The organism is Paenibacillus sp. J22R160 (assembly GCF_059692135.1).
The window spans coordinates 86,158-101,476 of the sequence record NZ_JCAUAU010000021.1; the positions used below are offsets into that span (position 1 = coordinate 86,158).

At 45.6% G+C, this 15,319-nt stretch carries 14 protein-coding genes; 4 read left to right on the forward strand and 10 right to left on the reverse strand.

The genetic code is table 11. The features are described from left to right. The first annotated feature begins 9 nt into the window (after positions 1 to 9). Positions 10 to 240, forward strand: coding sequence for a cold-shock protein (locus AC58UW_RS27765; RefSeq protein WP_497423799.1), 231 nt, complete (start codon positions 10 to 12; stop codon positions 238 to 240). A gap of 165 nt (positions 241 to 405) precedes the next feature. Here the strand turns inward: AC58UW_RS27765 and AC58UW_RS27770 are convergent, their stop codons facing one another. After that, entirely contained in the window at positions 406 to 825 is a 420-nt protein-coding gene (locus tag AC58UW_RS27770) for a DUF1801 domain-containing protein (protein ID WP_497423800.1), read from the reverse strand. Positions 826 to 1,045: 220 nt separating this feature from the next. Between AC58UW_RS27770 and AC58UW_RS27775 the strand changes: the two genes are divergently transcribed. Together AC58UW_RS27775 and AC58UW_RS27780 are read left to right on the forward strand one after the other, a co-directional pair. Next, complete coding sequence (locus tag AC58UW_RS27775) at positions 1,046 to 1,936, forward strand: ATP-binding cassette domain-containing protein (RefSeq protein WP_497423801.1); 891 nt, start codon at positions 1,046 to 1,048, stop codon at positions 1,934 to 1,936. Beyond that, complete coding sequence (locus AC58UW_RS27780) at positions 1,933 to 2,721, forward strand: ABC transporter permease (protein ID WP_497423802.1); 789 nt, start codon at positions 1,933 to 1,935, stop codon at positions 2,719 to 2,721. The genes AC58UW_RS27775 and AC58UW_RS27780 overlap by 4 nt, the downstream gene beginning before the upstream one ends. 39 nt (positions 2,722 to 2,760) lie before the next feature. Here AC58UW_RS27780 and AC58UW_RS27785 read toward each other — a convergent pair whose 3' ends face one another. Then, positions 2,761 to 3,546: a TetR/AcrR family transcriptional regulator gene (locus AC58UW_RS27785; RefSeq protein ID WP_497423803.1), complete on the reverse strand. Its 786-nt coding sequence runs from the start codon at positions 3,544 to 3,546 to the stop codon at positions 2,761 to 2,763. 505 nt (positions 3,547 to 4,051) lie between these two features. Here AC58UW_RS27785 and hflX point away from each other — a divergent pair. Beyond that, positions 4,052 to 5,317 carry a GTPase HflX gene (gene hflX, locus AC58UW_RS27790; protein ID WP_497423804.1) on the forward strand — a complete coding sequence of 422 codons (1,266 nt, stop codon included), beginning with the start codon at positions 4,052 to 4,054 and terminating at the stop codon, positions 5,315 to 5,317. Between the two features lie 70 nt (positions 5,318 to 5,387). On the opposite strand, the gene AC58UW_RS27795 is transcribed toward hflX, so the two are convergent. The 8 genes from AC58UW_RS27795 to AC58UW_RS27830 form a co-directional block, all read right to left on the reverse strand. Next, positions 5,388 to 6,023, reverse strand: coding sequence for an FMN-dependent NADH-azoreductase (locus tag AC58UW_RS27795; protein WP_497423805.1), 636 nt, complete (start codon positions 6,021 to 6,023; stop codon positions 5,388 to 5,390). Positions 6,024 to 6,191: 168 nt separating this feature from the next. Continuing rightward, positions 6,192 to 6,830, reverse strand: a complete 639-nt coding sequence (locus AC58UW_RS27800) for a cell wall hydrolase (RefSeq protein ID WP_497423806.1) — start codon at positions 6,828 to 6,830, stop codon at positions 6,192 to 6,194. 214 nt (positions 6,831 to 7,044) lie between these two features. Then, on the reverse strand, positions 7,045 to 8,325 hold the full coding sequence (locus AC58UW_RS27805; RefSeq protein ID WP_497423807.1) for an L-cysteine desulfidase family protein: 1,281 nt from the start codon (positions 8,323 to 8,325) through the stop codon (positions 7,045 to 7,047). A 112-nt stretch (positions 8,326 to 8,437) separates the two neighbouring features. Then, entirely contained in the window at positions 8,438 to 9,664 is a 1,227-nt protein-coding gene (locus AC58UW_RS27810; RefSeq protein WP_497423808.1) for an MFS transporter, read from the reverse strand. 98 nt (positions 9,665 to 9,762) lie between these two features. Beyond that, a complete protein-coding gene (locus AC58UW_RS27815) occupies positions 9,763 to 10,872 on the reverse strand; it encodes a DNA alkylation repair protein (protein ID WP_497423809.1) in 1,110 nt (369 codons plus the stop codon). A 218-nt stretch (positions 10,873 to 11,090) separates the two neighbouring features. Next, positions 11,091 to 12,833, reverse strand: coding sequence for a methyl-accepting chemotaxis protein (locus AC58UW_RS27820; protein WP_497423810.1), 1,743 nt, complete (start codon positions 12,831 to 12,833; stop codon positions 11,091 to 11,093). A gap of 220 nt (positions 12,834 to 13,053) precedes the next feature. Then, entirely contained in the window at positions 13,054 to 13,569 is a 516-nt protein-coding gene (locus AC58UW_RS27825; protein WP_497423811.1) for an S-layer homology domain-containing protein, read from the reverse strand. Between the two features lie 17 nt (positions 13,570 to 13,586). Beyond that, positions 13,587 to 15,206: a galactose-binding domain-containing protein gene (locus AC58UW_RS27830; RefSeq protein WP_497423812.1), complete on the reverse strand. Its 1,620-nt coding sequence runs from the start codon at positions 15,204 to 15,206 to the stop codon at positions 13,587 to 13,589. Positions 15,207 to 15,319: the final 113 nt, after the last annotated feature.

Sequence of the window (15,319 nt, forward strand, 5' to 3'; positions counted from 1 at the left end):
GCGTACACGATGTATTTTCGAAGAAAATCAATCGAGGAGATCCCTCAGGAGATCACCAAAATCTGGGCCTGCAAGAAGGACGATTGTAATGGTTGGATTCGAGATAATTTTGCCTTTGAATACGCCCCAACTTGCCACCAGTGCCTCTCTCCTATGATTAGCAGTGTAAAAATGCTTCCAATCCTTGCCAATCCCAACCCAGATATGAAGTCTCTTCTTAAAGGAAGACAGATTTCGTAAAAATCGTTTCAATGATACGGAACATGCAAAAGAAGAGGCTGTCCAGCGATTCTGCGGCAGCCTCTTTTTTGCAATCTATTTTGCAGGATTTTTATAGAGACTATGGTCTGTTCGCCCTAAATAAGGGATGGAGCATCGCTAAACCGCGCTCCATCCCTTATTATTTTAGTCTGGATATGTCTCTTTTAGAAATTGTATCGACTGGTTAATTAGCGCCTTTAAGGCATTAACATTAATGTCATCTACTTTATTAATATAGACGCAGGCTTTCCCAGTGGTATGCTTACCTAAGTCCTGCAAAAGCGACTCCCGCTGCGAGTCACCTGGTGCGAAATACAAACTAATCTTGCCTTTCCTTGGCGAAAAGCCTGTAAAAGGCGCGCCACCTTCGTGACCGCTGGCGTATTTGTAATGATAGGATCCAAATCCTATAATGCTAGGTCCCCACATCTTCGCTGGATAGCCGGATGTTTCCGTAAAAATATCCAGAAGCTTGTAAGCATCTTCACGTTTCTTGGGATTATCGACATCTTCAATAAACGCAAGAACACTCGTGTCATTTTCCTTCGTCTTTTGTTCAAACATGGGATACTATCACTCGCTTCCATAAAATGTACGACTTGAAAAGTAACGTAACACGAGTCACTACAGCTTGTCAAAACAACACGTTTAGAAAAAAAGTGTCCTTATACTCCTTACGACTGATCTTCAAGATCAGCCTTGAGCATGATCATGAAATAACTGAGTATGTAATATACTGTTTATGTGATCCACAATTTATTTAGACAAGGAGATCAGATAAACGATGAATACCAAATCCATTGAAGTAAACGGGTTGCGCAAAAGCTTCGGCAGACAAACGGTCCTGGACGGCATCCATTTAGAGGTGGAAAAGGCCACGATTTTCGCGCTGCTAGGTCCCAATGGCGCCGGCAAAACGACATTGATTAACATCCTTTCGACGCTGTCAGAGCCAGACGAGGGGTCTGCTCGAGTCGAAGGATACGATGTTGTTCTCGACTCATACGCAGTCCGGCAGTCGATCAGTCTCACCGGCCAATTCGCAGCAGTCGATGAGGTGCTAACTGGTCATGAAAATATCATCATGATGTGCCGGCTTTCCGGCTTATCACCGAAGGACTCTCGCTTACGGACGGCAGAGCTGCTGCAGCGCTTCGGGCTAGAAGATGCCGCAGATAAACGCGTGAAAACCTATTCAGGCGGTATGCGTCGGAGGCTAGATCTAGCTGTGAGCCTGGTCGTTAGCCGCCCGGTTCTCTTTTTAGACGAACCAACGACTGGCCTCGATACCGTCAGCCGCCGTGCTCTTTGGGAAATTATTTTGCTGCTCAAGCAGCAAGGAATGACCATCTTTTTGACGACACAGTATTTGGAAGAAGCCGATCAACTTGCTGACGAAATCGCGGTACTCAACAGCGGGCGAATTGTCGCAACCGGTACGGCCGATGAATTAAAGGCGCGTGTCGGAGGCGAAGTTATCGAACTGAGGAATCATTTGGACGAAATCATTCAATCCATACCGACGAGTGGCAGTGTTCAGGATGTTCGCCGTACATTGAATGAGATCTCTCACTTGTGTCCGCCAGAAACACGGATCTTCATTCGAAAGCCTAGCATGGACGACGTCTTTCTTGCCTTAACATCTGTCGAAACTAAGGAGGTTTCCTACCGATGAACGATCTTCAACTAACTTCAAAACCCGCTTCGTTCACAGCAACCAATATCGTATTTATTGGCCGCAGTGTACGTCATAGCTTGCGCAATATCGAATCGCTTCTTATGGCAATTATGCTGCCCATTATGCTAATGCTGTTGTTTACATATGTATTCGGCGGAGCAATTGATCCGGGCGGCGACTATGTCAATTATGTCGTGCCAGGCATCATACTCTTATGCGCTGGTTTCGGCTCATCCAGCACGGCTGTTGACGTTGCAACAGACATGTCCAGCGGCATTATCGATAGGTTCAGGACCATGCCTATCCGCAGTATGAGTGTAATCACTGGGCATGTCGCAGCTAGTCTCGCTCGTAATTTGCTTGCAACCTGTATCGTCATTGGTGTTGCCCTGCTTGTCGGTTTCCACCCCAATGCTGGCCTGATACAGTGGATTGGCGCCATTGGAGTCATCATTTTATTCATTCTGACTTTCACTTGGTTGTTCGCCGCGATCGGTCTCGTCACTGGCAGCCCATCTGCTGCGAGTGGTTACGGTTTCGCGTTGCTATTCCTCCCTTATCTGTCTAGCGCCTTCGTACCAACGCACACGATGCCGTCATGGCTCCAAGGGTTTGCAAACCATCAACCGATAACGCCTGTCATTGAAACCATTCGCGGACTGTTAACCGGAACGCCAATCATGGCTAACGCTTGGTGGGCGATTGGTTGGTGCGCAGTCCTCCTAGTGGTTGCGATCACTTGGTGCGGTCTTGCTTTCCGCAGAAAAGGCCATAAACGTTAAAAATAAAAACAGCGTCTCGGCTTCACCGAAACGCTGTTTTTATTTTTGCCCTGCTATTTTCTGATTCACATAGAGTTCGATCCCGTCCATAATACGTTGAAGCCCGAAATCGAGATCATCGCCAATCGGGTTCTCCCCTTCATCTGTGTAAGCTCCTGACATCAAGATCGGATACAAATTCGGAAACCGATCAGGCTTGACTAATTGTTTAAGAGCCGTACTGAAGCTATGGCCGCTAAATGTTTCCGGACTTGCACCTTCACGGATGGCTCGGTCCATATCTCGTGCAATTAAACCGCATGCCCTGCTATAACTACTTACAAGCAGTAGGAATGACATTTTCTCAAAATCGTTAAGCGGGAAATCCCGCATAATTCTTAGCATCCAATCGATCACTTGTAAATTTCCAGGCGTAAGCGGTACGCTAGTAATGGGGATTTCCCCATACCAGGGATGTTTCCGGAAGACATCCACGCAAGCCCAAACGTATTCACTCATCTCCTGTCGCCATGGTTTACCCGCGACTTCCGGCGGAATCGGGATGTCACAAACCGCGTCCTGCATTAATACCAGCAGGTCTTCCTTGCTTGAGATGTAGCGGTATAACGACATCGTAGTAAAACCTAATGATTGAGCCACTCTGCTCATCGAAACTGCCGCAAGCCCATCCTGATCGGCAATAACGATTGCAGCATCTACGATTTTCTTGACGCTCAGCTCGCCTTTTGGTCCCCTGCGTGGCTGTTTGACAATTCCCCAGCTCAAGGTTATCCCTGAGGGCAATGTTTGTATGGCTATTTCATCAATCTCATCGCCAGTCTCCATGCTGCTTGAGCCTCCGTTATTGTTTTTAATCCCGAAATTGTTTATCTCGTATACAGTATATCATAATACCTCTAACATCACTAAGATGGAGACTTGAACAGCTAAAGTTCACAGGCAGCAATTAGTAAAAAATAAGTATAATAATTTCTTCATGATGCCAAGAAGGTTGTCCTTGTGATAATCTGAAACTAATTAAAACGAACGGAGGGGTTACGTGTGATAGATTTTATCCGAGTTAGATCTTTGCGCGGCTAATTGAATAGCGCTCAAGATTCTGTCTGTGTACAGAGGACTCAGGATAAGTTTGTCCATTAATAACCCTGAATTGTTGCACCTATCGGTGATCAAGAAACTCAGTTGTAGGAAGGTGAAATACCCTTTTGTGCCAACTGTTGTTTGCTTTCTTGTGTTCACTCGATAGTCAACGTCCTCTCACTCACTGACAACACAAGCTCTCTGCTTGTGTTGTTTCTTTTTACTCCCAAATTTGAAAGGATGATGACCTATGGAACTACAAAAAGAGAAAGCGATTATTGTCGGTGTCAATCCCTTGAACCGATCTGATTTTGCTTATTCGATGCAAGAATTGAACAACCTGGCTGAAGCCTGTCACATTGAGGTGGTTGGCGAGCTTTCCCAGAAAGTTACTCGTGTGAATCCTTCGCACTACATCGGAACAGGGAAAATTCAAGAGTTATCTGCTTTAATCATAGAGAAAGACGCTTCAGTGGTCATCTGTAACGATGAGCTGACCCCCTCACAGATTCGAAACCTGGAATCTTCTCTTGACTGCAAAGTTATTGACAGGACGATCTTGATTCTAGATATTTTTGGGGAACGCGCTCAAACGAGGGAAGCCCAGCTGCAAGTTGAGGTCGCTGAACTCCACTATATGCTCCCAAGACTTGTTGGGCTGCGTGAGTCCCTAGGACGTCAGGGTGGCGGATCAGGCTTGAAAAATAGGGGTTCAGGTGAAACAAAGCTCGAACTCGACCGCCGTAAAATCGAAGATCGCATCGCAGCTTTGAAATCCGAGTTAGAGAAGCTCGTCAGCCGCCGTCAAACGCAACGAAAGCAGCGGCGCAAAAACGAGGTGCCGGTTATTTGTCTAGTTGGCTATACGAACGCGGGGAAATCAAGTTTGATGAATGCCATGATCGAACAATATAATCCGCGAGTACTTAAGCAGGTATTTACCAAAGACATGTTGTTCGCCACACTGGAGACGTCTGTTCGAAGCATCACCTTGCCCGACCGTAAAACGTTTCTGTTAACAGACACGGTAGGTTTTGTAAGCCAGCTTCCCCACCATTTAGTTAAAGCATTCCGTTCTACGTTGGAAGAAGTCTCGGAAGCTGATCTGTTGATTCAAGTTGTAGACGTCTCTAATCCAGAATATGAGAAGCACATTCAGGTAACCAATGACACCCTGAAAGAACTAGGTGCAGACCATATTCCGATGATTTTTGCTTTTAACAAGTCAGATTTGACAGAGTATGTCTACCCTCGACTAGAAGATGATCACGTCTACCTCTCTGCCAGGCAGAATAACGGAATTGAAGAGCTTACTCAGCTGATTCGCGAACGCATTTTCCAGAATTACATGGCATGTGAAATATTAATTCCTTATGAGCAAGGTCGATTAGTAGCCTATTTCAATGAACATGCCCATATTCAATCAACCATCTATGAGCCGGACGGAACCCGCCTTAAGCTGGAATGTCGCGTATCCGATTATCAACAGTTCCGCGATGAATTTCTGCAGCTTTAAGATATGAGTTTACCCAAATAAAAAACAGCGCATCTGAAAAGATGCGCTGTTTGAATATAAAGTATGATTCTTAGAATTGCTTTGCAACTTCTTGCGCTTTAACAATAGCATTTGCTTTAATTTCTGCAGCTTTATCAGGTGCAGCAGCCATTCCTTCAACGAAGATGCCTTCGAAGCTAGGTACACCAGTGAACATCATGATTTTTTTCAAGTAGCTGTGACCAGTCTCGAAGCCCATTGCTGGACCTTCCGAATATACGCCGCCAGATGCTTGAATGTGAACTGCTTTTTTGTTATTAAGCAAGCCAACAGGACCTTCAGCTGTATATTTGAACGTTTTTCCAGCTGCGCAAATCGCATCGATGTAAGCTTTCATAACTGGAGGGAATGAGAAGTTCCACATTGGTGAAACGTACACATATTTGTCTGCGGATATGTATTGATCCACAATTTCGCCAAGACGCGCAATTTTTGCTTGCTCATCTGCAGTTAGTGCACTGAATTCAGTTCCTGAGCCAAGTTTTCCCCAACCGCTCAATACATCGCCATCGATTTGTGGAATGTTTGTTTTGAACAAATCTAGATGGATAACTTCGTCACCAGGATTTGCTTCACGATATGTTTCGATAAATTCTTTACCCACCGCCATACTATAAGAAGCTTGGTGATCATTTGGGTTTGCCGTAATGTAAAGTACAGTTGCCATGGTTATACACTCTCACATTCTGTAATTTAATTTGTTACAATTCATATTATAACTTATTTTTAATAAGTTGCAAGCAAAATGTTATTAATCTACTTTCAGAGTATAACACGATTAAAGTAAGCGCTTCAATCCTATGGAAAAAGGCCGCACAAGGCAGCCTTTCTGGGTCTACATGGTAAATGCGTGATTACCTATCGTTATTTTCGTTATTCTTTTTTTACTCCAAGATGCCTTGGCAATAACTGGATTGTAAAAATAAAGGGCACCTGTCGTTGGATCCACACCATTCAAAGCGGCTACTGCCGCGCGGTAAGCTGTTTCATTAGGCTTGAGAGTATACTGGCCATCATCAACGGATGAAAATTGACCAGGTTGATGAATAACCTCCGTTATGGAGTCTGGAAATTGTTCGGATTGAACGCGATTCAGAACGACAGCTCCTACGGCAACTTGTCCTACAAAGGATTCACCGCGAGCCTCCGAATGAATGATGCGTGCCAGCTCGTCAAGCACCGATTGTTTGGGGGAAATGCTCTTTTTTAGCTTCGACATTGTCAGTGAATCGGCTTCACCATCAACTGTCAAGCCGTAGCTTGCTTGAAATTTCTTAACTGCATTCTTCGTTTGGCCACCATAGTACCCAGTAATTCCTGCGTTGAAGTACCCAAGTGCGCTTAATCTTTCTTGCAAATCCAGTACTTGGTCACTTTGCGTGCCCTGGGTTAAAGATTGTGCGCTGACCGGAGCAGCTATCCCCATGATACCAAGGGAACAAACGCAAATTAGAGCCTGTAGTTTATTCTTCATGTTTCAAGATAACCTCCTCTTCCTTTTACGCGCTGCATGTGGCAACAACATACAGCATTACAAATTTAGGGGTGTTGATCCGACTCAAGATGTCGCCATACACGCTCTACTAATAGAACCAGCTAATAAGCTGTACCTATACACTTCGGAAGATAGTCCCATTAAAAGTCGCAAACAAAAGGACCTGAGGTATAATCCCCCAGGTCCTTACTGTTTATAACTCCTTATTTAACATCATTTCGAGAACCAGTTTGTCCATCTCGGATGTCGCCTCATTCCCGATCCGACAGAAGTTATCGATGGTCTTTTCCGCGTCATTTTCAATGAATCCATTGGTTGAGGATATGGACTTCCCTTTTGACGCCAGAAGCGCTGATTGTACCGCCGCGCTTGTACAAGTCGCAACCTTCATGGCGCAGCCGCCTTTAGCCCCATCGCACATCATTCCGGTCACATTGCCAAGCATGTTCTGGATCGCAGCTCTAATCTCGGGTTTCCCACCGCCAAGCAGGTAGGTAATCCCGCAGCTTGCGCCTGTTCCTGATACGGTCACACCGCATAACGCGGATAATCGCCCAAACTTCGATTTGATATGAATCGTGACCAAATGGCTTAGAGCAACTGCGCGAACGAGCTGCTCCTCAGAGGCGCCAAGCCTTTCTGCCGCCGCAATGACAGGATTAGTCGCGGCAATCCCCTGATTGCCGCTTCCTGAATTCGCCATGACAGGCATGGTTGACCCAGCCATACGGGCATCTGATCCTGCTGCCGCGAGTGCCATGGCATGGGAAATTAAATCATCGGATAAAATACCCAGTTGTACGTTCTCTTTTATCGTTTTCCCAACTTCAAGTCCGTACGAATGTGCCAGGCCGTCTAACCCTGCCTTGCGATTCAATTCTATGCTTTGCTTAACCAAACTGAGCTCTCCAAGATCGACGGTATTCACGAAGTCAACAATCGAGTCGATTGTTAGCGCGCTCCGCTCCTCTTTAGAACTCTTAAAGCTCGCGTTTGCACAACCACCGGTATCCACGACCTTCCCGTCGACTTCTATCAACGTTATATTCGTGTGGTTATCTGTAATAACAACCTTCGCGTAGCTTTGCTGGTCTTCAATCATAACTTCAATATATAATTTGCTTGGTGTATCAGCGAGATGGACAACAGAAATGCCCTTCTCCACCATTGTCCGAGCCTCAGAAATAGCTGCTGGATCAATATCGGCGAGAACTTCTAGCTGTTTCTCCGAATTTCCGGCAATTGCCCCTAATGCAGCTACAAAATCGATCCCTGTCTGACCTGTGCCGGGTATGCCAACTGCTAAGGCATTTTTGATAATGCCTGCGCTAGCATGAACCGTAATTTTGTTAATCTTGCCGTGAACATAAGTCCTTGCCTTGGCCGCTGCCAAAGCAATCGCGACTGGCTCCGTACAGCCAAGCGCAACAACAAGTTCATTTCTAAGTATGTTAATGAATGTCTCTGTTTTCAAGATGTACCCCCTACACCGAAAGATACAATGACCTTTTGAATGATGAATAAAATATACTATAACTGCTTCGTTTCGTTCAACTCACTAATATTGGGTTCAGCGACCTATCCGCTTATCCTTCAACCGTTTCACGAATGATTGGTTGCCGGACGTCCACGGACCTTTGTTTGGCAAAGAACAAGGTCAAGATACCGCTTATGATTGTAAGGATGGCCAATGTTAATAAAAATGTGGAGATCCCAAACCAATCTAGACATGCACCCGTTGCAAGCAGCGCAACCTGGAACATGACGCGGTCAACCATGCCTCGAAATGAGAAAAAACGGCCTTGCACATCTTGTGGCACTTTGATTTGGAAAAGTGTTGAGACCATTGGAAAGAAAAAAGCGACAGCGCAGCCGAATAAAACAAAGGAGCCAAGAACGGCAAACGTGTTCTCGCTAAAGGACATTCCAGCAAAGGCAAGCGCAAATAATAACATAAAGAGTGTCGAGCTGGTGACCAGATTTCGCTTGCCGATCACACGTTTTGCAAATAAACCTACGATTAAAATGCTCGTACCTTCAATGGAATAGATCCATCCCATCAGCTCTGGCTTATGTTGGACTTGGCTAAATTTAAGGACAAGCAAATTAAAGCCACCCAAGAACAAAGTGATGATACCGCTATTGATAAGCGCTATGAGGATAGCCGGCTCTTGTCGAATGAGCGGAAACAACTCTGAAAAGCGAATTTTCTCCTTCTTTTTAACGACACTAGCATCCGTGATATTTGTGATCTTCAATTGCGTAATTAGCAGGACAAGAATCACATAAAAGACAAGCGACAATGCGTACACCGTATATAAATTCATGACGGACACCAAAATGCCCGCTGCAGCTGTACCGCCAATCCTGGCTATCGTTATCACGTTGAAATTAACGGTATTCGCTTTTAGCAGATCAGAAGCTTGAACGACGGAAGGCAGTGCTGCTTGGACAGTAGGCATATAGACCGTCGCGGCTAACTGCATAATAACGACAGACAATAGCATGATCGCTACAGATTGGTAATACAAAGCAGCAAACATACAAAGCGGAGCAAGACAACGGACGATCCCTGAAATCAGCAAGATTTTTTTCTTATCATAGCGGTCTGCCCATACACCGGCTTGCGGGGAAATAAGTACGCCAAGAAATAACCCGCACATTAAGATCAAGCTTTTGCCTAAATCAGACGGGACGTGGCTTTGCATGAATTGCAAATTGGCAATGATGCTAGTCCAGATGCCTCCGCCTTGGATGGCTTCACCAATCATCAAAAATATAAAATTACGATTTCGAAACAAAGAAGAATTCATTACTAATCTCCAGTCCATTCATTATTCATAAGATATTCTCTAACTTAAGGAAATGCGTATTGGTATCCGATTCAATATTGCTCACACCCATCATCTCCCTAGTTCCCTTTAATCAGGTTTAATGAGGTCTCTGCCGCTTCCTTTCCATTCACGAGTAAAACAATGCGATGCTCGCCGGGGTAATGCCGGCGTGTCGTCAGATCCGCCCATCGATGCGTTCTAGCAGCGGAAAGCCTTGATCCTCCGGGAACGGTTTTATCGGACAACAAAAACAGCTTTCGGGAATGCTTTCCCCCAGCTTTGACAAAATCGATCCCGTATTCGATGCGCAGATGCAAAGGTTCTCCCTGCCGCACATGAACTTCGTATCGAAGCTCACAGTTCTCGCCAATCATCAGCTCATTCGGCTCGGTTATGAGCCCTGCATAATCCGCGATCGGATCGTCATCACGCGATACCGCATATCCGAACAAGGCAAGCACCTCTGGAGTCGCTTGGCGAATCAAGGTCCTGCAGCCATGCCTCACGATCCAATCCGTATCTGGATTGGACCCCTTCCAACGCGCAGCCGTCTCTAGCACGATAGCCGGATGATCCTTCGCAATATCGTTTAGATTGTTAGCAACACTTTTACGGACATATAGCGATGGATCTGCCTTCAGCTTTTCCAATATGCTCAGTACTGGCGCAGGATCCCGCTTAAATATCGCCAGCGCTTGCCCCCAAGGAAGACGCGGGCGGCATCCTTCACTTGAGAGCCTTCGAACATGCTCATTCGGATGATCTGCCCAGATAGACATCTGCAGCATCATTCGTTCGGGATCACGCAGAATAAACGGCCGAATAGCAAACTCAGCGGAAGACCGTATCGTAAATCTTTCCAATGCTTGCATGGACATCTCCCAATGCTCGCTGCTTTGCCCATATACTTCCACAAAGTCAGGGAAAAACAAATAAGGGAAGCCGGTACAAGTATCTTCTATGGCATATAAAATGCTCAACGCCTCGCTAAAAGAAGGCGGTAGATGCTCGCCGAGCGTTAGAGTAATTTTCCTCATCCGTTGTTTTAACGCTAGATCTACCCAGTCACCATGCATGACCTTCTCAACGAACGCTTCATCGTCGAATGGTTGATAGGCGCTATGAACTTTTTTCGCAAATCCCTGAAGAAATGCTGGATTGTACATGTCTTTTAATGCGTCTGCCATCTCTGTTATGCCTCCGTCTCATTATCAATAAATGAACTCATTCAGCATAGCATAGTAAAGCTGACAACTGTACGTCATATTTACCGAAGGTTGAATAATTTCTTACTGAGGGATCGAGATTAGCGCTAATCGTACTTTCGAATAAAACCCCACAAACCGCAATGGTTTGTGGGGTTTGTGAGGTTTGTGAGGTTTGTGGGATTTCCAGGTTAAGCGTACTACGCGATTCGGAATCGAGCCAGGATCTGCTGCAGTTCCTCAGCCATCTCCGATAAGGATTGTGCGGCAACTCTCACTTCACCCGTAGTCTCCAGCTGATTAACAGCGGAGGTTGACACATCTTGGGAGGAGTCAGCGGTTTTCTTAGCGATAGAAGCAACCTGTTGCACAGATGCTGTAATCTCTTGAGCACCTGCCGACATTTGTTCGGATGTTGCGGCCATCTCCTGAATTTGCGACGCCACTAGCGTAGTGGACTGCAAAATTTCACCGAAGTTTTGCTCCGTTTTCTGAACGAGCTCAATGCCCGTTTGAACTTCATTTTTGACCTGGTTCAGCGCATCGCCTGAGTCATGGACGGTTGTTTGAATCTCACTGAGCAAAGCGGATATTTCACCTGAAAATTGTCCGGATTGTTCAGCCAGCTTGCGGACTTCAGAAGCTACGACGGCAAAACCGCGTCCCTGTTCGCCAGCTCTTGCTGCTTCAATCGCTGCATTAAGAGCCAGCAGATTCGTTTGCTGCGAAATATCTTGAATGGCTTGCAAGATATGCCCAATCTCTTGAGATTTTTTCTCCAGCATAGACATTACTTGATCTGTCTGATGAACAGATTCGTGAATCGATTCCATCTGCTGCACGGTGTTCTGTACATATGTACCGCCCGCTTCTGCCTGCTGTTTGGTCCATTCAATCGACTCCGCGATCGACGAGGCGCTTTCGGCCATTCGATAAATACCGCTGCCCACTTCGTCCATGGAACGCGAGGTTTCTTCCATTGTGAGTGTTTGCTGATCCGCTCCTGTTGCCACTTCTTTCACCGTCTGAGTGATATGATTGGACACTTCCTGCATATCAATGGAACTGATGCGCAGCTGCTCCGCCGAGGAGGCTACGCTTTGAGCATGTCCATTCACAGCTTCGATCATACTTCTCATATGCACCGTCATTTGTGCAAAAGAAGCGCTGAGATCTCCAATTTCATCTCGTTGTTTCAAAGCTGTATAGCTTACGGAAAGATCCCCTTCCGAGATCCGTCTTGCAGCCGCGCTCATGGTCGTGATCGGTTTGGAGACGTGACGAGCGATCAGGAACGAGATGACTAAGCCAAGAATGATAGCAAAGATACTGAGAATCGTATTCCACTTAATTCCAGCCTGATAGGAATGCTCCACCTCCGCTGCCCATACTTCCGCATTTTCCTGAATGCGTTTGGTGAACATTTCAATCAGCAAGGAGCAGCTTCCCAAGTTGCTGTCCGCTACCTGAATAAGCGCCAATCCTTCAGCCCCATGCTTCTGCGCAGCTTCTAGCGTAGAAGGAAACACGGTTGCGTATTGCGTCCACTGCTCTTTGAATACTTTGAGCATTTGGATATCCTTCTCATCTTCGAAAGTCCCATCCAGAAGGTTGATTTTCTTTTGAATATCATTAAAAAGGGTTTGAGCTCTCTCAGCAGGAGTCGTCGTAGCCTCTTCCTCTAACATGCCGGTTCCGCTTAAATTCTGCTTCGTCTTATCCTCCATATTAAATTGAATACGCAGAATTTGATCGTCAAGACTTTTCAAATCGTAATTCAAATTACCTAGCAAGATAACAGACGGAAGTCCTTTATCTGTCGTTTGTTTGGCGGTATCACCCATCGATTTCATCCGCACTTGAGACGTAAGACTAATTGTGGTAAGAAGCACTAAAACGATAACAAAGCTAAAAAGCAGTTTCTTGTACAGCGTGAGTTTCATTCTGCCAGCCTCCGAAGGTTCTCTTTTTGTTGTAAGGGGTCATGTTTTCCCTCTTTTGCAGGATAAATTATCCTATGTTTAATTTCGGCGAAACACCTCGATTTTTTTATACCTAAATGAAATAAGCACGAATTTCTTTGATTTCTTACGTATTTAGGCACCAAAATGGCCACCGAGACTCAATCCTCGGCAGCCTGTTAGGTCTATATTCCGATATCTACTACTCAATCAGTCCGGATCTCTGTAAGAGTTTTTGGGTACTAAAAGCTACTTCTGCCCTTGAAATATATGCCTTGGGATCTAGTGTACTTGCGCTCTTACCGGATATAATTCCTGCACTCAAGCAATTAATCACTCCGTTAACTGCCCATTTCGATGCTTTATTCGCATCCTCGAATTGATCGAAAAGTGCCGCTTCCTGATCAGCGTTCATCGGCTTTATTTCGATCCCCGTAATCTTCATAGCTTTGGAAAGGATGTTCATCGCCTGCTCGCGCATAATTCTATCCATCGGATGAAAGCTACGTCCTGTTGAGCCATCTACTGGTAGCCAGCTGAGCTGCGCCTGCCCATCTCCTGGCATAACGGAAGTAAGCTTAGGCGCGCCAGGCAATGGAATTTGCGGAGTTGCGCTAATCTCATTGGAAGCACCGCTCTCCCCTGCAGGATAAACGGCCTTAACCGCTAAAGAGTACACAGTTCCGTTAGTTAGGTCATCAACCTTATAACTGTACACAGCATCGCTGACTGACGCTATTGCAGAACCATACGATCCAGTGATGGGACTAGCATATAAGTATAACCCGTTGCTCCTTCGACCGTGTTCCAACTCACTACCACATGTCTATCTCCTGCCATGACAGATTGTAATTGCGGAGTTCCAATTTTTTTTACTGTAACCGTAGTTGTCGCCTTTATCTCCCCATTTAAGGTTGCTGCTGAAATCTTAGCCGTACCTTCACCGATTGCGCTGACAGGTCCATTGCTATTCACGCTTGCTACCTTGGAATTACTTGTGCTCCAGACGGCACCTTTGCCATTTGTTGTGCTGTAGACGTCTGTCCACTGCTGGTCATCCTTAGAAACTTGAATCTGATAGTTGATTCCGTAGGCTGCCTCCCAGTAGAGCTGGACTTCATTTACTCGTTTACTTTCTCCCAAATCAACATACACCCAACCAGGATCAACTGCACGCTTAGACCCGAAGCGAGTCGTTAAATTCCCGTCAAAAGCCCAAGGTGCCGTATCTACCGAACCATCATTAGTAGACGCGACAGCCGGTTGATTTAGTGCCAAGTTGGTTCGTGGTCTTGGCTCGGGATCTTGCACGGGAATAATGGCAACGCCACTCTGATATTCTCTATCAAGGAAATTCATCTCGTGTAACGTTTTTGCTGGAGTTGCACTTCCAGGCATGTACACATTCTCAAATGTAAGATCAGTTATTAGCGCCCCTTCTTGCCCTTTGATTTTGGCAAAATTTTCACCTGCATCACGAACGGTTATATTTTTCACTGTAACCCCGGCAACTGGCCCAACTCCAATGTCTCCGCCGTTCACAGTAAATAAGGTCATCCAAGCGCTGTTATCCTCGTTTTTACCGCTAATATCTTCGACATCCATATCCTCAAAGGTGACATTTCTTACAGCGCCTACCCCATATCTGTGGTGGATAGCGAACCCAACAGCAGCCTTGTACACAACGCCGTTTCTAAACGTGATGTTTTCTTGATCCTGCATGACACCTTGACCTATTTTAAACCCATAACAAGCGGTCCAAGCAATGGCGTCCTCAAATAAGACATTTCTAACAGGTTCTGGATGGCCGGGCCAAGGGACTTTACCTGACGCAATATCGGTAACTTCTTCCCAAGACTTTGTCGAAAACGAATCATCCAGCGAAATGCCAATGGCGTTTCGGACGACTGTGTTTTGCGATTCAACGATATCGATTCCATCATTTTCACCCATGCCAAGGCTGTTAAACATTTTTAAATTGGTAAATTCCAAATCATTAGAACGTACGGGCATCACTGCCCATGCGGCAGATTCACGAACGAGAACGCCATCCATCTTGAAATTTGTAGTTGCAATAGGCACTACCAGGTTGTTTATCATGCCTTTATTATTCGTACTCTTATCCGCTGATAGTGCAGCACCATTTCCGTCTAGCGTTCCACGGCCATAAATTTTGATATTATCCGAATCAAATGCTGTTGAGATCCACCAGGTCGCCGGTCTTCCCATCGAATCTTTGAACCAGTTCTCTGTATAGTCAGCCGTCTTCCCTGTTCCAATAAAAGCTGCTCCCGGCTGCATATAGAGCGCTGTATTGCTTTTAAGCACCAGGTTACCGATATAATACTCGCCCATCGGAAACCCCTTTCATTATCATGCTCCGTCAGTATATCAGATCAAACTTTACTCCATAATGCGGTTAATTCGAGATCATGGGCAGAATTTCACACATTTATACATAAAAAAAA